General features: G+C 44.9%; 15 protein-coding genes, 1 pseudogene and 1 other annotated feature. Of the genes and pseudogenes, 8 read left to right on the top strand and 8 right to left on the bottom strand.

Features of this window, described 5'->3' with window-relative positions:
* Nucleotides 1-61: 61 nt before the first annotated feature.
* The gene (locus QFZ81_RS25815; protein ID WP_307440182.1) at nt 62-496 is read right to left on the bottom strand and encodes a hypothetical protein; all 435 of its coding nucleotides are present in this window, start codon (nt 494-496) and stop codon (nt 62-64) included.
* Between the two features lie 224 nt (nt 497-720).
* Nucleotides 721-979: a binding site (T-box leader), on the top strand.
* Between the two features lie 142 nt (nt 980-1,121).
* On the opposite strand from QFZ81_RS25815, the gene ileS reads away from it, so the two are divergent.
* Nucleotides 1,122-4,136, top strand: coding sequence for an isoleucine--tRNA ligase (ileS, locus tag QFZ81_RS25810; RefSeq protein ID WP_483874681.1), 3,015 nt, complete (start codon nt 1,122-1,124; stop codon nt 4,134-4,136).
* A gap of 65 nt (nt 4,137-4,201) precedes the next feature.
* On the opposite strand, the gene QFZ81_RS25805 is transcribed toward ileS, so the two are convergent.
* Entirely contained in the window at nt 4,202-5,434 is a 1,233-nt protein-coding gene (locus QFZ81_RS25805; RefSeq protein ID WP_307440185.1) for an aminopeptidase, read from the bottom strand.
* A 69-nt stretch (nt 5,435-5,503) separates the two neighbouring features.
* Nucleotides 5,504-6,277, bottom strand: coding sequence for a helix-turn-helix domain-containing protein (locus QFZ81_RS25800; RefSeq protein ID WP_307440186.1), 774 nt, complete (start codon nt 6,275-6,277; stop codon nt 5,504-5,506).
* Between the two features lie 174 nt (nt 6,278-6,451).
* On the opposite strand from QFZ81_RS25800, the gene QFZ81_RS25795 reads away from it, so the two are divergent.
* From QFZ81_RS25795 to uxaC, 3 genes are all read left to right on the top strand, one after another.
* The gene (locus QFZ81_RS25795; RefSeq protein ID WP_307605314.1) at nt 6,452-7,249 is read left to right on the top strand and encodes a phytanoyl-CoA dioxygenase family protein; all 798 of its coding nucleotides are present in this window, start codon (nt 6,452-6,454) and stop codon (nt 7,247-7,249) included.
* A 116-nt stretch (nt 7,250-7,365) separates the two neighbouring features.
* Nucleotides 7,366-8,298: a VanW family protein gene (locus QFZ81_RS25790; RefSeq protein ID WP_307440190.1), complete on the top strand. Its 933-nt coding sequence runs from the start codon at nt 7,366-7,368 to the stop codon at nt 8,296-8,298.
* Nucleotides 8,299-8,491: 193 nt separating this feature from the next.
* Nucleotides 8,492-9,892 (top strand): glucuronate isomerase, encoded by a 1,401-nt coding sequence (gene uxaC / locus QFZ81_RS25785; protein ID WP_307440192.1) that lies wholly within the window; start codon nt 8,492-8,494, stop codon nt 9,890-9,892.
* 984 nt (nt 9,893-10,876) lie between these two features.
* On the opposite strand, the gene QFZ81_RS25780 is transcribed toward uxaC, so the two are convergent.
* Complete coding sequence (locus tag QFZ81_RS25780) at nt 10,877-11,698, bottom strand: helix-turn-helix transcriptional regulator (RefSeq protein ID WP_307605313.1); 822 nt, start codon at nt 11,696-11,698, stop codon at nt 10,877-10,879.
* Between the two features lie 170 nt (nt 11,699-11,868).
* Between QFZ81_RS25780 and QFZ81_RS25775 the strand changes: the two are divergent.
* Nucleotides 11,869-13,153 (top strand): annotated as a pseudogene (locus QFZ81_RS25775) (Gfo/Idh/MocA family protein).
* A 23-nt stretch (nt 13,154-13,176) separates the two neighbouring features.
* Nucleotides 13,177-14,202, top strand: coding sequence for a dienelactone hydrolase family protein (locus QFZ81_RS25770; RefSeq protein ID WP_307440195.1), 1,026 nt, complete (start codon nt 13,177-13,179; stop codon nt 14,200-14,202).
* A gap of 64 nt (nt 14,203-14,266) precedes the next feature.
* On the opposite strand, the gene QFZ81_RS25765 is transcribed toward QFZ81_RS25770, so the two are convergent.
* Nucleotides 14,267-14,695, bottom strand: a complete 429-nt coding sequence (locus tag QFZ81_RS25765; protein WP_307440197.1) for a methylglyoxal synthase — start codon at nt 14,693-14,695, stop codon at nt 14,267-14,269.
* Between the two features lie 253 nt (nt 14,696-14,948).
* On the opposite strand from QFZ81_RS25765, the gene QFZ81_RS25760 reads away from it, so the two are divergent.
* Together QFZ81_RS25760 and QFZ81_RS25755 are read left to right on the top strand one after the other, a co-directional pair.
* Nucleotides 14,949-15,566, top strand: coding sequence for an SLOG family protein (locus tag QFZ81_RS25760; protein ID WP_307440199.1), 618 nt, complete (start codon nt 14,949-14,951; stop codon nt 15,564-15,566).
* Nucleotides 15,567-15,785: 219 nt separating this feature from the next.
* Complete coding sequence (locus QFZ81_RS25755) at nt 15,786-16,988, top strand: MFS transporter (RefSeq protein ID WP_307440201.1); 1,203 nt, start codon at nt 15,786-15,788, stop codon at nt 16,986-16,988.
* 8 nt (nt 16,989-16,996) lie between these two features.
* Here the strand turns inward: QFZ81_RS25755 and QFZ81_RS25750 are convergent, their stop codons facing one another.
* Genes QFZ81_RS25750 through QFZ81_RS25740 form a run of 3 tightly spaced genes read right to left on the bottom strand, consistent with a single transcriptional unit; the run spans nt 16,997 to nt 20,395 of the window.
* A complete protein-coding gene (locus QFZ81_RS25750; protein WP_029196696.1) occupies nt 16,997-18,076 on the bottom strand; it encodes a mannose-1-phosphate guanylyltransferase in 1,080 nt (359 codons plus the stop codon).
* On the bottom strand, nt 18,069-19,175 hold the full coding sequence (locus tag QFZ81_RS25745) for a glycosyltransferase (protein WP_307440206.1): 1,107 nt from the start codon (nt 19,173-19,175) through the stop codon (nt 18,069-18,071). Before QFZ81_RS25745 ends, QFZ81_RS25750 begins: the two co-directional genes overlap by 8 nt.
* Nucleotides 19,175-20,395 carry a glycosyltransferase family 4 protein gene (locus QFZ81_RS25740; RefSeq protein WP_307605312.1) on the bottom strand — a complete coding sequence of 407 codons (1,221 nt, stop codon included), beginning with the start codon at nt 20,393-20,395 and terminating at the stop codon, nt 19,175-19,177. Before QFZ81_RS25740 ends, QFZ81_RS25745 begins: the two co-directional genes overlap by 1 nt.
* Between the last annotated feature and the right edge of the window lie 83 nt (nt 20,396-20,478).

The following is a 20,478-nucleotide window of genomic DNA, read 5'->3' as shown; positions in this document are numbered from 1 at the left end:
TGTCAAATAAAGCAGGCGCCGCGGCGACCTGCTTTATTCATTTAGGTATTATATCATTGGCTTAATCCGAGAATGCAATTGCATTGAAACTTTCGATTCCAATACGAGTGGCTTCTATTGTACAGAATAGAAACAAGGTATATATGAGTTCATTTGTTGGAGGGTAAGGAACATTGTAATCGGAAGCATTGATTGTGACGACTTGAATAGGAGAAACAGTGTTTCCAGTACCATAAATAGCATTAGCGACTGGCACGCCAGTCAAATCTGTTCCGCGAACAATAATAATAACCATTACCGTATCTATTGTTAATGGCTCTGGGAGTTTAAGTTCAGCAATTCCTGTGAATTGTACTCGGATGACTCCACTTGCCCCGCTGACATTTAAGCCAACTACCCCGATAGGCGTCGGTGTATTAGCTGGTAATATTGTCGTTGATTCGAGGTCGCTGTAACTTTTATTTTGAGATGTTCTAGCATCCAATAATTGTGTCATTAATAGATACCTCCTTTTTAGTAGAATACAACATTGTATGAGTACAAGCAGGATACAGCTTGTGTATATGCTGATTTCGTTGTAAAACAATGAAATTATTGACGATATTACACGAAAATGGGTTGTTGAACGAAGATTGCGGCATCACGAAAAAACATGTTTAAGTAAACTTGACATTCAATGAAGTTGATGTAAAAATGTATTAATTGATGTTCTTAATTAATGTAAATTCATTGACGAGTACGAGTACGCTAATCCCCTTGATTTCCAGAGAGTTGGTCTAGAGCTGAAAGCCAACATTCAAGACTTAGCCGAAAATCCCCTCCGAGAAGGTAAGCTGAAGGAAGATTAGTAAGCTGACCCGGGATCCCGCCGTTACAAGGGCCGCGTATGATAGTACGTAGAACGAGAGCTATAATGATCATATCCTTATGATCATTACGGAACTAGGGTGGTATCGCGAGATGTAATCTCGTCCCTTACGGGACGGGATTTTTTTGTTTTTTACAACGTTTCACGATTAGCCGCAATCATTTTATTAGAGGAGTGTGTGTTACACATGAGAAAAATTGATGTGAAAGAAAAAGCGAGAACCCGCGAACTGCGCGTTCTTGAACAATGGAGAATGAATAGTACATTCCGCAAGTCGATCGAAAATCGCAAAGGCAAAGCGAACTTCGTTTTTTACGAAGGACCGCCGACGGCAAACGGATCACCCCATATCGGACACGTGCTTGGGCGTGTTGTGAAAGATTTCATCTGCCGCTATAAAACAATGTCTGGGTACCAAGTCATCCGCAAAGCTGGTTGGGACACGCATGGCTTGCCCGTCGAGCTTGGCGTGCAGAAGCAGCTTGGTATCTCGGGAAAACAAGAGATTGAAAAATATGGAGTAGCCGAATTTGTTGAGAAATGCAAAAGCAGCGTATTTGAATATGAAAAGCAATGGCGTGAACTGACCGAAGCAATCGCATACTGGACGGATATGGATAACCCCTATGTTACGTTGGATAACGACTATATCGAGAGTGTTTGGCATATTTTATCCGAAATCCATAACAAAGGACTGTTATACAAGGGGCACCGTGTAAGCCCTTATTGTCCAGACTGCCAAACAACGCTCAGTTCTCACGAGGTTGCGCAAGGCTATGAAGACGTGAAAGATTTAAGTGCCACTGTGAAATTCAGGAGTAAAAACGGACAGGAAATCTTTCTGGCTTGGACGACGACTCCATGGACACTACCTGCAAACGTAGCGTTGGCCGTAAATAAAGACATGGATTATGTCAAAGTGAAACAAAATGGTGAAGTGTACATCGTCGCGAGAAATCTTGCAGAAAAAGTATTCAAACAAGACTACGAAATATTATCAGTGCATAAAGGATTGGAATTCGTCGGCACCGCCTACGAGCCTCCTTTTGGCTATATTAGCCCAACCAAAGGACATATTGTTGTAGACGCTGACTATGTTATGGATACGAGTGGTACGGGTATCGTCCATATAGCTCCTGCGCATGGTGAAGATGATTACCGAACTGCCCGCCGACACGAACTAGATTTTGTGAATGTAGTGAACTTGGCAGGACGTTACAATGATCAGATCACTGACTTCGCTGGACGCTTCGTCAAGGATTGTGACGTCGATATCGTGAAAAACTTGTCTGAACGCAGCTTGCTATTTTCCAAGGAGCGCTATGAGCATAGTTACCCTTTCTGCTGGCGCTGTAAATCCCCGCTGCTCTATTATGCGATGGAGAGCTGGTTTATCAAAACGACCGCAATTAAAGAGCAATTGATCGAAAACAACAGTAAAATCGACTGGTATCCTTCCCACATCCGCGAAGGGCGCTTCGGCAAGTTCCTTGAAGAGCTGGTTGATTGGAACATCAGCCGTAATCGTTATTGGGGTACTCCGCTTAACGTTTGGTTATGTGGGGATTGCGGAGCGGAATATGCACCGGGAAGCCACAAAGATTTGCGGGAAAAATCAGTAAAGCCAATTGACGAAAGCTTGGAGCTGCATAAGCCCTACATCGATGAAGTGAAACTGCGCTGCTCATGTGGAGGCGTTATGGAAAGAACTCCTGAAGTGATCGACGTTTGGTTCGATAGCGGATCTATGCCTTTTGCGCAGTACCATCATCCATTCGGAGATGAGACGTTGTTCAATGAGCAATACCCTGCGGATATGATCTGCGAAGGGATTGACCAAACAAGGGGCTGGTTCTTCAGTCTACTTGCTGTTTCAACGTTGTATAATGGCAAATCGCCTTACAAAGCCGTTCTTTCTACCGGACATGTACTGGACGAGAACGGACAAAAAATGTCTAAAAGCAAAGGTAACGGCATCGATCCATGGGAAATCATAGATGAGTTTGGTACGGATGCATTTCGATGGGCCCTGCTGTCAGACAGCGCACCTTGGAACAGCAAACGTTTCTCTAAGCAAATTGTTGCCGAAGCGAAATCTAAAGTGGTCGATACGATTAATAACACACATGCTTTTTATGTGTTATATGCAACGATTGACCAATATAAACGCGAAGATCATCCAGCTCAAAAGCACGCGAATGAATTGGATCGTTGGATATTATCAAGACTAAACAGCACATTGCAAAATGTATGTAAGGGCCTGGAGATTAACGACTTCTTAAATCCGGCGAAGCAAATCGAAATGTTTGTGGACGAGCTGAGCAATTGGTACATCCGCCGCTCTCGCGACCGTTTCTGGGGCAGTGAAATGACAGTTGATAAAGTGTCAGCGTATCAAACACTGCGTGAAGTGCTGCTAACACTTTCGCGGATGATAGCACCATATGCACCACTCATTGCCGAGGACATATTCGGTAACCTCGGCGGCGAAGGCAGCGTGCATTTGGCGGACTATCCGAGAGAGATCCATTCAGCAATCGATACAAAGCTCGAAGGTGAAATGGAAACCGCACGGCAGATCGTTGAGTTGGCTCGAAATATTCGGAATGATACAGGTATCAAGACCCGGCAGCCTCTCTCGGAGTTGATCGTTTCGCTTGATAGCAATTTCGATCTAAGTCGTTTCGAGGAAATCATTAAAGATGAAATAAACATCAAAGAGATCCGCGTAGAACAAAGTGACAGCGGCATTATTGACTTCAACGTGAAGCTGAATCTTAAGGTGGCCGGGAAAAAGTATGGCAAATTCGTTGGCCCTCTGCAGAACCACTTGAAGCAATTGTCTGCCTCGGAAACCAAACAAGCGGTCGATAACGGTTTTCTTAAAGTAATGATCGACGGAGAGGAATTCCATATCACAATTGATGAGATGCTTGTGGAAAAACAAGCCAAGGAAGGGTTTGCTTCTGCTTCCAGTAACCAGATCACGGTAGCCTTAAACACATCCATAACTGCAGAATTGGAACAGGAAGGTCTTGTACGGGAAATCATACGTGCCATTCAGGATTACCGTAAAAAGCTGGAGCTGCCTATTGATAAGCGAGTCGATCTTGTTCTCGATGTCAATCTGGCGTTGAAAGAAGCGTTGGAGCGTTTTAATCATGTTCTGCTAGAGAATGTACTGCTTGCCAGTGTACGATATGCGAAAGAAGAAAAAATGGAATCCATCTTGATTGGGGACAACAATTTCCGCCTGCTTATAGAGTAACTGAAAAAGGGGTAGTACCTGGAGACATGGTTAACATGACTCCCGGTACTACCCTTTTTTAATTTCTAGAATGCCCAATTCCCCTTACGGAAAATGGGTTCAATCGTGCCATCTGCATGTTCGCCGTCAATATCCATTTCGGCAGAGCCGATCATGAAGTCAACGTGAATCAGACTGTTGTTAAGGCCAGCTTTCTCTTGCTCTTCCTTGGATAGCGAAGTTCCGCCTTCGATGCATGTAGGGAAGGCTCTGCCAAGGGCCAAGTGATTAGAGGCATTCTCATCATACAGAGTATTAAAGAAGATCAAGTTGGAGTTCGAAATAGGTGAAATATGCGGCACGAGTGCGATTTCACCCAGATAATGTGCTCCTTCATCCATTTCAATCATCGCTTGAAGCGACTCGAAGCCTTGTTCTGCCGTGTAGTCAACAACACGTCCGTTATCGAAGGTGACTGTGAAATTGTTGATCAAATTACCTTGATAGCTCAATGGTTTCGTGCTGCGCACAGTACCCTGAGTACCCATTCGATGAGGGGAAATAAAGACTTCCTCCGTTGGGATATTCGGGTTGAAATCGAAGCCTCCCGTCCCATTCGTGGCGGAACCGCCTCGCCATATATGATTAGCAGGCAGCTCGACCGTTAGCTCTGTGCCTGGGGCCTGGTAATGGATCTTACGAAACTGTTTCTCGTTAAGCTGTTCTCTTTTGCTCCGAAGGATCGCATTGTGCTCGATCCAAGTTTGCACCGGATTTTCTTGATCTACGCGAGTGGCTTGGAAAATCGCGTCCCATAGAGCACTGATCGCGGCTTCCTCTTCCAAATGAGGAAACACTTTCTTCGCCCAAGCAGAAGAAGGCGCGGCGATGATCGACCATGTCATCTGATAGGAGGACATGCTTTCTCTCCATTTAACTAATTTCGCGCCTGCGGCTTTGGAATTTGCAGAAATGCGACCTGGATCGATATCCTTCAGCAATTCAGGATCATCAGCATCGATCCATAAATAGGCGCCGTTATGATCGACTAGCTCTTCCAGCGCTTGCGCTCTCCATGATGGATACTCATGAAATGCTTCATCAGGCGCGTAGGTATATTTGATTTGTGTGCAGATTTCATCCTGCCATTCAATATGTACATGTTTGGCTCCAGCTTGATAAGCTTTACGGGCAATGAGTCGAACGAATTCGGGATGATGAATGGGGGCATTAATCCAAAGCGCTTGGCCGGATTGAATGTTCAAGGCGACGCGGACGGTTAGCTCCGCATATTTATCAAGATTACTTTCAAAAGACATAGGAATCCTCCTCTTTTTTCTAATCTTGCTTGCAGTTTATCCTGCCAAGAGTCAACTGTCAAATAAATTTTACCGTCGTTCTTTCATGAATGTACTTGGGTTCATGCCATGCCATTTGCGGAATTGATTGGTGAAGTGATTATAGTTTTGAAACCCCACATCATAACAAACCTCCGAAGCGCTCCGTCCGGTATGTTCTAGCATTAGCACGGCTTGTTGTATCCGCATCCGATTGAGCGTATCAATAATGGAATACCCTGTGCTGGTTTTGAAAAGATGGGACAGTCTCGAAGGGGAGAGCCCGACAGTCTGAGCCAAATCTTCAATCCGAATAGGTTGACGCATCTGTTGGGACAGCAGGTGGAGAACCTCCTCGATTCGTGCATCAATTTTTTTATTTGTTTTCTGAGCCATGATAAGGAGAATTTCCCGTAAAGAGCTGCAGCATAGTTCGAACCAATATTCACCGCGCTCTCGGGAATCCTCCAGTATGCGTGTGAAAGCTTGGTGGATGCGTTCGCGAATCGACTCACTTTCGATGGTAAGGATAAGCGGCTCTTCATCCGGCAGCAGATTGGTTTCTGTGAAGATCGAAGGGAAGTGTACCCAGGCAAAATGCCAGGTATGATCTTTTTTCGTTCCGTAGTGCTGCGGTATTCCTGGTTTCAGCAATGTGAGGTCTCCCGGCCTGCAGTTTCGTTCATTGCCTGAATGGTTAATGTAACCTTCACCTTCAAGTGTGAAAGTAAGGAGCCAATCGCTTCGTCCCTGGGGCCGCTTTGTTACATACGTATCTTGCTCTAGGTATTGTCCGGCTAAGAAGGAATTATCATCGAATTTCATATCGCATGGTCCCTTTCGTCATTTGCATAAATTTACTACAAGTATATCAGGAAATAGCAGGATTGTATGAGTAGTTAGCATCATCCTTACTTCAATGTCTGCGGAGCTTTCGATATGATTATGTCATAAGGGAACACAATCCTAACTTACTCATGGAGGGGACCAACATGGACAATGCTTAAGCTTTCAATTGAACAAAAACAGCAATTCGAATCGGAAGGTTATTTAATCGTAAAAGGATTGTTTTCGGAGCAAAATTTGGCCGAAATTGATGATACTTTTGAGGGGATTAGCCGCCATACGGTACCGGGTTTATTTGAACCGGATTTACAAGCGGATGGATCCGATCCGTTAAAAAGATATCCGCGAGTCATGCATCCACACCGCTTTAATGAGACGGCAAAGAAATATATGCTGCACCAGCCAGTTATGGATGTATTAGCAGATTTGTATGATGAAGAATCGCTAGCCGCGCAAAGCATGTTTTATTACAAGCCACCGGGCTCTCGCGGCCAAGCGCTTCACCAGGATAATTTCTATCTGCAGGTCGAACCGGGTAATTGCATAGCAGCGTGGACGGCCATTGATGCTGCAGATGAGGAGAATGGCGGCTTACTCGTTGTACCCAAAACGAATGCATTCGAAATCGCTTGCCCGGATATCGCGGATGCCAAAGAATCATTTACGACTCACTACGTGAAGCCGCCGAAAGATGAAAAAGCGATGCCTGTCATCATGCAGCGAGGCGACGTTCTCTTTTTTAACGGGAATCTTATCCATGGCTCTTATCGAAACAAAACGAAGGACCGATTCCGTCGAGCGTTCATTTGTCATTATGCGAACCAATCGGCAACCCATATTAGCGATCATTATCGTCCTTTGTATCGGCAGAATGGAGAGACTGTTGATTTAGAGGTCAACCCTAATGGGGGGCCATGCGGCGAAGAATTCCAAGCGGTATATCCTCACTAATCTTTCATCTAGCCATAAGGGATCGATCTGACATCCACGGATGTTGGTCGGTCCTTTTTTTACATAGTATGGAATCATTTCAATTGTTTACACTAGAGGAGGGGGTGATGGCGTTCATGAGTTATAGTTGGATACTGGGTTTGTTGCTTCTTGCGCAGCAGAATGAAGTGCCATTTCGAATAACGAATGACAATATGGGTCATAGCTTAGCGAATGTACAGAGGGAATCGTATACAATCAATCTTCTGGATATGCCAATCATTGATAATGGACGATTAGATCAGCTTACGAATGAACTCGATAAGAACATGTATCGTAAACCGATCAATGCAACCATTAATGCTGAGGGGGCAATCGTGAAGGAGATTGCAGGTTCAAGGTTGAATCGTCAAGCTTTTGTTGAGCAATTTTATGAGCATTATTATCGTGAGGGTCCGATGCAATTTGAAGTGCCCCAGTTATCTGTATATCCCAAAGTAGACAGTGAGCTGCTAGCGAATATTCGTGTGCGTCCTATTGGTTATTATGTAACCTATTTTAATTCGAATAATAAATTTAGATATACGAACATCAAGCTTGCCGCTCAAGCGATTAATAATTATGTTGTTCAACCGAATGAAACGTTCTCTTTCAACCGTGTTGTTGGCGTTCGGACGCGAGGAAAGGGGTATATGCCGGCAAAGATCATTGTAAGGGGGGAATTCTCTGAAGGGATTGGCGGAGGCATTTGCCAAATTTCCTCTACGCTGTATAACGCGGTGGATCGCGCGGGTCTCAAAATCGTAGAAAGATATTCGCACAGCAGATCTGTCCCCTATGTTCCGCCGGGCAGGGATGCTACTGTAAATTGGGGAGGTCCTGACTTCACCTTTAAGAACAACTACAATCAACCTATCTTGATAAGGGCTCAGGCATTACCTGGCCGGGTCTTCGTTACTATTTCGTCCTCTGATGTCATTAACTATAAGCCGCGGCATGTTCCAAGTGCATCTGATAATCTGCCTGAGGAAATACAAGCGGGGACAAACGTAGGTCAGCCTGTTCCGTAAATGATAAGCTCCGTTCCAACGTGATTGTTGGTGTATGGGGCTTTTTGTTTGTTTGAGACTGAGTTATGGCTGAGATGAGGTCAATATATGCATATTTTACAAAATGAAAGCAAAAAATCACAAGATTTTCGGGTCACCTTTCGCTAGAATAGAGGGCAGATCATTCAGCTTGAGAAGGGTGGAATTTAGCTTTATGAAAACATTTTTAGATGAGAATTTTATGCTTACCAACGATACCGCGGTTCATCTATTCCACGAATTTGCCAAAGATCTGCCGATTATTGATTATCACTGCCATCTGAGTCCTAAGGAAATTTATGAAAATAAACAATTCAATAACATAACGGAAGCTTGGCTGTACGGCGACCATTATAAGTGGAGAATGATGCGTGCCAACGGTGTGGAGGAAGCGAAAGTCACTGGTGAAGCTAGCGATTACGATCGTTTCTTGGCATGGGCTGGAACGGTTCCTATGGCTATAGGCAACCCGCTGTACCACTGGTCTCATATGGAGCTTCGAACATATTTCGGTGTTCATGACATTATTAACGAACAGAACGCGCCTGCCATCTGGGAAAAAGCGAATGTTAAGCTGGCAGAGGGCGGTTCACGCGCCAGAGATCTCATTACGAATTCCAAAGTAACCGTCATTTGCACGACGGACGATCCGGTGGATTCATTAGAGTATCATATTAAAATTAAAGAGATTAAAGATTTTAACACACAAGTCTTACCTTCTTACCGTCCTGACAAAGCACTTGAAATTAATCGCGCGACTTTCCTACCATGGATCGGTCAATTGGAGCAATCCTCTGGCATCACGATCAGCTCCTACGATAACCTGCTGGCAGGATTGGAGAGCAGAGCGCAGTTTTTTGATTCAGTTGGTTGTAAAGTTTCTGACCACGCCTTGGATTATGTGCCGTATGCGGCTGCAACCAAAGAAGAAGTGGATCAGATTTTTAAAACGGCTCTGGCTGGTAACGCGGTTAGTTTAGAAGACGAGAAGAAGTATAAAGCGTACACATTGCTGTTTTTAGGGGGCGTGTACAAGAAGCTGGATTGGGCAATGCAGTATCACATCAATGCTTCCCGCAACAATAACGGACGAGCTTTCGCGAAGCTGGGCCCGGACACCGGATTCGATTCTGTTAATGATAGCCCGGTAGCGAGCGCCTTAACAGGTTTGTTATCTTCTCTTGCTGTTGCTGATTCGCTGCCTAGAACGATTCTGTACTCCTTGAATGCACGCGACAATGAAATTCTCGCTTCCCTTATGGGCAGCTTCCAAGGCGATGGTATTCCCGGCAAAATTCAATTAGGATCCGCTTGGTGGTTCAACGATACCAAAGATGGTATGGTTTCACAGATGAAATCGCTAGCGAATTTTGGACTGCTTGGCCGATTCGTAGGTATGTTGACTGATTCCAGAAGCTTCTTGTCCTACACAAGACATGATTACTTCCGCAGAATCCTCTGTAATATGTTAGGCGAATGGGTCGAAGCGGGAGAATTCCCGAACGACGAACAGCTGCTGAAACAGCTGGTTCAAGGGATATCCTATAATAATGCTAAGCAATATTTCGGCTTTTAAAATAGAAACCTTCGTGCGGGTTATTACCTGCGCGAAGGTTTTTTTTGTTGTGTAAGAATTTATATGTTTGGGTTTGGGGTATGCAAAGCTTACCCTTATTTGTTCGGGCGCTCCAGATTAAGATCGTTTTTCGCGCTTAATAGTTCGGGCGCTCCTGGATAAGCGCGGTTTCCGCGTTTATTCAGAGCGGACGCGCAGGATGGTCTGCTGAGAAGTGGATTTTCAGCTTCTCAGACTCTGTCGGCTCGGCGAGCTCTCACTGAAAGCGCGTTTTTCGCGCTTAATAGTTCGGGCGCTCCTGGATAAGCGCGTTTTTCGCGCTTATTCAGAGCGGACGCGCAGGATGGTCTGCTGAGAAGTGGATTTTCAGCTTCTCAGACTCTGTCGGCTCGGCGAGCTCCCACTGAAAGCGCGTTTTTCGCGCTTAATAGCTCGGGCGCTCCTGGATAAGCGCGTTTTCTGTGCTTATTCAGAGCGGACGCGCAGGATGGTCTGCTGAGAAGTCGATTTTCAACTTCTCAGACTCTGTCGGCTCGGCGAGCTCTCACTGAAAGATCGTTTTTCGCGCTTAATAGTTCGGGCGCTCCTGGATAAGCGCGGTTTCCGCGTTTATTCAGAGCGGACGCGCAGGATGGTCTGCTGAGAAGTGGATTTTCAGCTTCTCAGAATCTGTCGGCTCGGCGAGCTCTCACTGAAAGCGCGTTTTTCGCGCTTAATAGTTCGGGCGCTCCTGAATAAGCGCGTTTTTCGCGCTTATTTGTTGTGGGGGAAACCATGTTGGCTGCAGAGAGGTATATAGCTGGGCGTGAGATAGGCTCGAAAATCGAGCCTAAAGTAGGCGACAACCACGGGGGAGTTGGAATCTTCAGGCTGAGAAGACGATTTCCGAGCTTACGATAGTGGTGAGTAGTGGGCGTAGGTGTGTAAGCTCGGAAACCGAGCTTACGGCAGCGGCGAGTAGTGGGTGTAGGCATCTCAGCCCTTTTACACGCTATGGCGCATCAATTTGCGGCATTCCAGCGGCGTCTGTGAGGTCACTTGTTTGAATACGCGGCCGAAGTGAGCGACACTATCGAAGCCGGATTGCTCGGCAATATGGATGACTTTCAACTTCGTTTCCCGCAGCAGCCGCTGAGCCTCGCGAATTCGAACGTTGTTCAAGTATTCGATGAACGAAAAGCCGGTCGTTTCTTTGAAAGAACGGCAAAAGTAGCTTGGACTGATATAAAAGGTTTCGGAGATCGAAGCTAACGTCAAACGGTTTCTATACTGTTCGTTGATATAAGCGACGATCTCGAATATTTTGGGATTGTGTGCTTGCGGGTGTTCCTGAGCGGAGCTTAACTTATCTGTGAGACGTGAGCAGAGAATAAGTAATTGCGTGAGCAGGGCTTTGCTGTTTAGCTGCCAGCCGTCTAGAGTCTGCTGCTGCTCGCGCAATAAACTGAATAGAAGGTTCTCAACTAGAGTGCGATTCGTACCTGTTAGGGAAAAGATATGCTGTTTTTGTTGAAAAGGAACGAGTAAATGTGTCGATGCGTCCTCATCAATAGAGCGTATCCAACTATCATCAAAGCTGAGTAGAATCCGCTCATGATGGTGGACATCCGCATTTCGTGTTTTATGAAGCTCATTTTTATCGATAAAAACGAGGTCGCCCTCTTGAATCAGGTAAGAGCGGTCCTGTATGAAATAGTAGCGTTTCCCGCTGAGTAAATAATAAATTTCATAGTGATCATGGAAATGATTCACTGTCATGGAGTAGGGGTGATCTCTGCGCAGTCTTTCAATTTCGTAGAGTACCAAAGTGGACACCTCTTCGTTCGGTCTTTTATGTCTTATTATATAGCAAAATATGCAAGGAATAAAAGCTATTAGGCAATATTTGATTAGAAACACAACAAATATTGTATTAATCTTGAGATAGGACATTCGAACATGAAGACATATCCAAACTCGAGAGGGGTTCACTTTTTATGAAAAAGCGTTATGCACTAGTCGGTACCGGAGGAAGAGCGGAATTTTTCTATGGCGCCATTGTGAAGGATTTTCAAGAAACGTCAGAGCTAGTTGCGATTTGCGATATAAATCAAACGAGAATGAATTTTACAAATGGCTTACTCGTCAATAAATATGAATATAACGCTGTTCCCACGTATAAAGCGGATCAGTTCGAGGAAATGATTCGCAAAGAAAAGCCTGATTATGTCATTGTTACCTCCGTTGATCGCACGCATCATACCTATATAATTAAAGCGATGGAGCTTGGCTGCGATGTCATTTCGGAAAAGCCGATGACTGTGGATGAAGAGAAATGTCAAGAAAATTCTCGATACCATTAAACGCACAGGGCGGCAGCTTCGTGTGACATTCAATTACCGTTACGCTCCGCACAATACGAAAATTCGTGAGTTAATCATGGATGGCACGATAGGTGATGTTCATTCTGTTCATTTCGAGTGGCTGCTGAATACTGAGCATGGGGCAGACTATTTCCGCAGATGGCATCGCGATAAACGTAATGGCGGAGGCTTACTTGTACACAAATCAACACATCATTTTGATCTCGTGAACTTCTGGTTAGGGACGCGTCCGGAGACGGTATTTGCGATGGGCGGCTTGATGTTCTATGGTAGAGAAAATGCCGAAAAGCGCGGCGTGACCAACTTTTATCAGCGTGCGACTGGGAATGAAAACGCGAAGGGTGATCCTTTTGCTCTTCATTTAGATAAAAATAAAAACCTCAAAGGTCTATATTTAGATGCGGAACACGAAGATGGCTACCAACGCGATCAGAGTGTTTTCGGCGATGGAATTAGTATTGAAGATACAATGGGAGTTATGGTCCGATATAAAAACAAAGCCATTCTCACCTACTCGCTTAATGCTTATATGCCTTGGGAAGGCTTTAGTGTACAAATCAATGGCAGCAAGGGTCGAATTGAAATGAAAGTTGTTGAGAAATCATACGTAAATTCCGGTGGTCTTAAAGAGGATGAAGGTGCATTGAAGGAAAAGACGATCAGGGTATTTCCGATGTTCGCGGCTCCTTACAAAGTAGAAATTGAAGAAGGTGTCGGCGGTCATGGCGGCGGCGATCCTGTTCTCTTGAAAGACATTTTTGATAAGCCATCCGATGATCGCTTCGAGCGAGCTGCTTCTCATGTTGATGGGGCGATGTCGATTTTGACCGGTATTGCCGGGAATATTTCCCTGCGTACGGGGCAACCGGTTGCGGTGGATAAGCTTGTTACTTTTTAAAAGGTAGACGGAGGTGGGGATGCTTGTGGAATCCAGATTCAATCATGGAAAATCTCTATCAATCCTACGAAAATAAACGTCTGCAGCAAAAGCGAGACGAGAATGTCGAACAGACGAAGATTAGGTTGAAGCGGCACCTGGTCAAGTCTCTAGATATAGCTTTGGAAGAACAAGATGAGCTTCGTCCTGTTCTCCTGGAGCGCACTGAGCTCGAAGATCATTTTCGGGAGCGTATCGAATTCGGTACGGTCTGGGGATTTCGAGTTCCAGCCTTTGTGCTTTTGCCTAAAGGCTTGACTGAACGAAGAGCAGCGGTGCTGGCTCTGCACGGACATGGTTACGGTAGCCGGCAGATTGTTGGACTCCATCCCGATGGGACTGAAAACACAGGTAAGCCGGATCTTCATGGCAATTATGCCTTGGAATTAGTAAAGCGCGGCTTCATAGTGGTCGTACCTGAGATCATCGGATTCGGTGATCGAAGACTGGCTGCGGATCAGAAGGATGGCCAAGTCGGAAATTCTTCCTGTCAAACACTTGCTTCACATCTGCTTTTATATGGCATCTCATTGGCAGGATTGCGCGTGCAAGAGGCGCGGCGGGCACTCGATTATGTGTTGTCACGCGAGGATGTGGATCCAGCAAGAGTGGGATGCTTCGGTTTCTCGGGTGGCGGACTTGTCGCCGCATATACCGCAGCGATAGATGAACGAATCAAAGCCACGGTACTGTGTGCCTTTGTGAATACATTCAAAGGAAGCATTATGCAGATCCGTCATTGCATCGACAATTACTTGCCAAGTGTTTTGGAATATTCGGAGCTCCCCGAATTACTCGGGTTACTTGTTCCTCGTCCACTGTTCATTGAATCAGGCCAGCAGGATCCTATTTTTCCGATAAAAACAGTGGAAACGGCGATTCGGTATTTGCGGCAGGTGTACGCTGAAGCAGGGGCGGGTGAAATGCTGGGGGTTCATCTCTTTGAAGGTGTTCATGAAGTGAATGGGAGTCAGGCGTACCCTTGGCTGGTTGAGGCTTTAGAATCTTAATGGTATAGAAAAAGAAGAGCTGCGGCTCTTCTTTTTGCTGATCTTGTCTAACATCCGCGATCATTTATTCCGTCCCGTTCATTCTCAATGTATCATATTTACGGATCTCTTCACGCCAAGCGAGAAATCCGCTCTCCATGGCCTTAATCAACATTTCAGCAGTCGCTACGTTTGTAGCGAGTGGAATTTTCTGAACATCACATAGGCGAAGCAATGCCGTAATATCGGGTTCATGCCCTAACGCTGTTATCGGATCGCGAAAGAATATTAGCATATCAATGTCGTCCATGGCAATCATAGCACCGATTTGTTGGTCCCCGCCGAACGGGCCTGAGCGCAATCGGATCACCTCGAGTTTAGCTTCCTCACTTATCCTTCTTCCTGTTGTCCCTGTTGCAAAAAGCCGATGCTTCTGAAAAATATGCCTATAAGCAATAACAAAGTCTACAATTAAGTTTTTATGGACATCATGAGCGACCAATGCGATATTCATTAACTCTCCACCCTCCATCTTATGTTATATTATCTAACGTATGTTTCTCTGTTGAATACAGTGTAGTTCATTATTCCTACAAATTCAATCATTATTTTGGGGTTTTTGATCAAAGTCCACATTTTAATGTTACATATACGGACATATAAGTGACATTAAATGATTCAAATTTGCATTTTATAACCGCTTTCTTTATATCGAGGCATATCTATGTTAACCTGATAGATAGAGTTAACAAGGTGGTGTACCTCTTTTGAAACGAGTCTTAATAACGGGTTATAAAGCATCAGAGCTGGGCATTTTTTCATTAAAGCACCCAGGCATTCCGATTATCAAAAAAGCGATCAAAAAGAGACTTATCGCACTTATGGATGAAGGTTTAGAATGGGTCGTTGTGAGTGGACAATGGGGGGTCGAATTGTGGGCGGCTGAGGCTGTGCTTGACCTTAGAGGAGGCGCCTACCCAGAGCTGAAATTAGCTGTCGTTACCCCTTTTCTTGAGCAAGAAGAAAAATGGAGCGATGATAAGAAAAATAGCTATAATAGCGTCATGGAACGTGCAAATTACGTGAACAGCGTGACAAAAACCAAATATGAAGGACCTTGGCAGTTCAAGGAACGAGACAAGTTTCTGCTCCGTAATTCGGACGGCATCATTCTTGTTTATGATGAAGATACAGAGGGATCACCCAAGTTTATGAAACAGCAGGCAGCGCAGATTGCTGCGAATCATGCCTACCCGATTATCACGATTAATGCCTATGATTTGCAAAATATCGCCGAAGATGAACAGGGTGACCAGTCGGGAGATCTGGCTGGAGACTTCGATTTCGCCGACGCTAGTAACCATACGGATTTTGAAGAAATATAAACAATAAATAGCCGTCTCAAAAGGTTATAGACCTTGGGAGACGGCTATTTATTGATAATGGTGTATAGCTTACTTTTTAAAAGAAGTCTTTGACTCACGGCATCTCATGATGTAATTTCTAATCTTCAAGCAATATGATAAAATATACATATCATAGCACGGTTGTCGGGAGAACTTTGTATTTGGTCGTTCAGTCATCAAGCATCAGGGGGTAAACACATGGCATTTTCCTGGAAACGTAATCTCATCACTTTATGGATCGGTGTATTTTTCTGCGGCATGGCGTATACGATTTCTATTCCTTTCTTACCTATCTTTCTGCACACGGAGCTCGGCATTGATAAAGGACTGGAAGCATGGTCAGGTATTACGTTTGGCATCACCTTTTTGGCTAGCGCTTTAATCGCGCCTTTTTGGGGCTCTTTGGCGGACAAGTATGGCCGCAAACCGATGCTTATTCGCTCAGGCTTCAGCCTAAGCGTTCTTTATTTTGCGACCTTTTTCGTCCATGATCCTTACTTATTTCTTGTTGTTCGGATTCTTCAGGGGCTGCTTGCCGGTTTTGTTCCTGCTTCCATTGCCTTAGTGGCCACGAACACGCCTGAAAAAGAAGTGGGTTATGCGTTGGGGGTTATGTCAACGGCAGGAGCCGCCGGAAGTGTCATCGGTCCTCTGGTAGGCGGATTCGTCAGCCACTGGGTGGGAAATCGAGAATCGTTCCTAGTCTCGGGGTGTGTCGTCTTAGTCGCAGCCTTTATCGGGCTGTTTGGGGCTAAGGAAACGAACTTTAATCGCTCGGCTGCGAGGTCGGGTGTTCTGGATGATTTGAAGTCGGCTGCTCATAATCGGCCTTTCATGATGATTCTAGGTGTCACCATGTTGGTAGCAACTTCGGTCATGATTGTAGAGCCGCTGCTTACCATCTATGTGCTGCAAATGGGCGGCAGCCAAAGCTCAGCTTCGCTGAGTTCAGGCATTATTTTCTCTGCGGTGGGCATCGCAACCGTCATTGCAGCACCGAGATGGGGGAAACTCGGCCAGAAAATCACCTACTCGAAAACACTGTTCATCGGCCTAATTGGCGGAGGAATAGGGAATCTGCTTCAATTGGGTACTCACCACCTGCTGGCCTTTGGCATTTTGAGGTTCAGCTATGGGCTGTTTTTTGCTGCCGTCTACCCGGCGTTAAACGCGCTCATCGTGAAATTTACGGATTCCAGCTTTAGAGGCCGAGCGTTTAGCTTAAATCAATCCGCTACGCAGCTTGGAACCATGAGTGGTCCGATTATCGGTGGCTTTTTGGGCGGCTGGATCGGTATTCCGCTCGTTTTTGTCATCAACGGCTTGGCGCTTATTTGTGTGGCCTTCTTCTTCAAATATCGCGGTCCCAAAGTGGCGGCTGTTTCATCATCACCGGAGTAAGGGCAGACCTAAATATACTCAGTCATTCCTTTTTCCTTCAACAGGTCGACAATATCTTTAACAGATTGTGCTTTGTCTTTTGGACATATCAAAAGTGCATCCCCAGTATCCGCAATAATGAAGCCGTCTACGCCAATTGTTGTGATTAGTCTGCCATTTCCGTAGATGATCGAATTTCGTGTATCTATGCCCATATGATTTGCTTTAATAATGTTTCCCGATGGATCCGGAGGGAAGATCGCGCCGAGCGCATCCCAGCTGCCGATATCATTCCAGCCAAATTGACCAGACAGAACAACGACTTCATCGGAGCGCTCAAGGATCCCGTAATCAATCGAAATGTTTTGAAGCGTCGGATAGATGTTATTAATGATTTCCTCTGCCTGATCCGTGCCCAGATAATCGCTGATTGGAAGCATTGTCTTATACAGCCGAGGCAGGTAACGCTTGAAATTATCAATAATGACGGATGTTTTCCAAATGAATATGCCGCTATTCCATAAATAATTACCTGATGACAGATAGCCTTGCGCTTTCTGAAAGTTAGGTTTTTCTACAAATTCAGCTACTTCGTATACGGCAACAGGATTTGAAGAAATGGGTTCCTTGTCAAAGGCGATATAACCGTACCCGGTCGATGGAAATGTCGGTTTAATACCGATGGTAACGATTTTGTCCGTCTTCATCGCGACCGTACAGGCTTCGTCTAACGTAAGCCGAAATTGTTCTTCATCGGTTATATAATGATCGGAAGGCAATACAACCATTAAGGAATCACCGTGTGATTTTTCTATAGATAACGCCGCGAAAAGGATGCTTGCAGCCGTGTTTCTGGCAACGGGCTCGATCAAAATGTTGCTTTTCGATACACTGCTGTGCATGATGCTCTCCAGCAGAACCGCTTGAGAACGATTCGTAACAATAACGGTATTTTCTTGTGGGATAATGCCTTTGAATCGTTCGATCGTATCGTTTAGCATAATATCATTTCCGCTAATATTTAGAAGCTGCTTTGGAATCTCTTGTCTAGACAATGGCCAGAAGCGGGTTCCGCCCCCGCCTGCAAGAATGGTAGCAAATTTATTCATGATGCATCACCAAATGGGCAATGGAGAAGGAAATGATACTCTCAGAGCCTTGATTAAGGTTCAGCCCTGTGGCATGGATGCCATCATAACAAGCACCTGTTTGAGGATCAATGAGAGAGATTTGTAATGAATTATGGCCTAAATACCATTCATAGCATAAGGCTGCTATCTTCAGATAAGCTGGGTCTTGGAGAACGATCGCGGCTTCTTTGCATGCAAGAAGCATTTCACAGGCTTCAATCGGCTGTTCGTCGTAAAGAGCGGCCTTTTCGTCTCGCAACTGCCAGCCATGGCTGCCAATCGGCTTATAATATCCTTCTTTAGCAAAGGTTTTGGATACTAGAAAATCCAAGCTTTCCTTAGCGGTTTCCTTCAAACCAATGTTATCTGAAATATTTGTTGCTTTTAAAAGTGCCCATGGCAGCATGGAGTTTCCGTAAGTAAGGCTGTCTTCAAACCAATTCCAACCGTTTCCCTTATTGCGAGCATATTGATTGTGCAGTCGGACCGCTATTTTTTCGATCAGATTGATGATGAATGCTCTTGGTAGAAAAGCCTTTTCTTCTGTGGTGCTTGGCGTATGGAGATAGGGGAAGGAGTAAGTTAAAGCATTAGGGGTTTCTATTAAATAACTTAGACCGATTATCGCATAGGCTGCAGCACGAGGAGAACCTAGTTTATCGATATGCGGTAATGCCTGATTGATTAAATAACGACAGGTATTAAGTACATTATCGGGCAGCAAGGAGGAATGAGCGAGAGCGAATCCTAATGCCCATAGTGTGCGTCCTTGACAATCCTCAGAGCCGCTATCCTCTATGAATGAACGGTTATAATCCATAAAGTTTCTAAAATTACCATCTTCATTCTGTGCGTGGTGAATGAAGGAAACATAAGTGTGAATGAGATCTAACGTGCTGGAATCTTTTTGGCTGCTGTACAATAAAACGGCTGCGATTAATGCCCGTGCGTTATCATCCGTCGTATAACCTTTCGAACGGTCGGGTACTCCAAACTTGGTATGTTGAAAAATGCCTGTATCGTCTGTTATCCTGCGCATATAATCGGACTTAAACTGCAGTATCGTTTGTACTTGCATTAAATCACTCCTAAGTGTTTTACTTTAGCAAAACTGGCATCGTAAGCCTTTACTTTTGTTGACTCTGAATCTAGTATTTTTTCTTGGAAGACGGCGGCATAGGTTTTGGCAATTTCGTTCCACAGCATGGTTCTTCCGAGTTCGAGTGTACGATGTTCCATCTCTGTTATTTTAGTAGGGTCGTTTAGTAATTGAAGGATGCAAGCTTCCAAGGAGGCTGAATCGCGGAAGTTCGCCAGTAAGCCTCGGCCCTCTGCTAGCATTTCCTCGGCATAGCGGTAAGGTGTGGAAACAATAACCCTTCCATAACCGACTCCATATGCCAAAGTTCCGCTAACAGCCTGATCCTTGCCTAAATAAGGAGTCATATAAATGTCTGACATGACCAGAGATTGAATGACTTCATCCTGCGTCAAAAGCTTGTCGACGAAGCGAACGTTATGCGTTAAATCAAATTCTTCCACAAGACCCATCAGCTTTTGTCTGTATACCTCGCCTGTTTCTTGTTTAACGACCGGATGTGTTTTCCCCCAAATGATATAGAGAGAATCCGGGTGCTGTTTGACCACACCGCGCATAGCCTCAATGCTGTATTCAATTCCTTTGCCAGGACTTAAAAAGCCAAAAGTGGATAAAATTTTTCGATCTGCAAAGCCATATTGCTCTTTAAGCTCTGATCTTGATCCAGTTTGGACATGGGGTACGCCATGGTGAATGAAAGCGATTTTGGCGGCATCAACGCCGTAAATGGAGATCAAATCAGTTACAGTAGACTGCGCCATCGTGACAACTTTAACACTTAGCTCTGCAACTCGATTCATGATATGACGCTGCTTGGCAGAAGGTTTCGTTAACACGGTATGAAAAATGACGACATACGGAATCGTCAGTCTCTCGACGAATGGAATCAAGTATTCACCGCTTACTCCGCCGTAAATTCCGAATTCATGCTGGATAACGAGAAGATCAACGTCTGACGAGCTAAGATAATCGGCCATTTCTGTATAATCTGATAGCTTATGTTGGTCAATTTCCCTCATCACTTGCTCTTGATAGTCGTAAGTTTCGTTGTTATTGATTGCAATGATACGAGGCTTGTTAAAGCCTTTGATGTGCTGGAGTTCATCTAATAAATCTTGTGTAAATGTAGCTATGCCGCATTCTCTCGGCAGGCTAGTGCCTAGAAAAACGATATTCCGATTGCTGCTTGTATACTTCATATAATAAGCCTCCATGTTGGTTCGCGATTTTTGGAACACAAAAAAAAGAATCTAAAGATAGGTCTTTAATTCTTTTGGGGGAA

This window comes from Paenibacillus sp. V4I9 (genome assembly GCF_030817295.1).
Classification (GTDB): domain Bacteria; phylum Bacillota; class Bacilli; order Paenibacillales; family NBRC-103111; genus Paenibacillus_E.
This window is presented reverse-complemented; position numbering and strand designations above follow the sequence as displayed.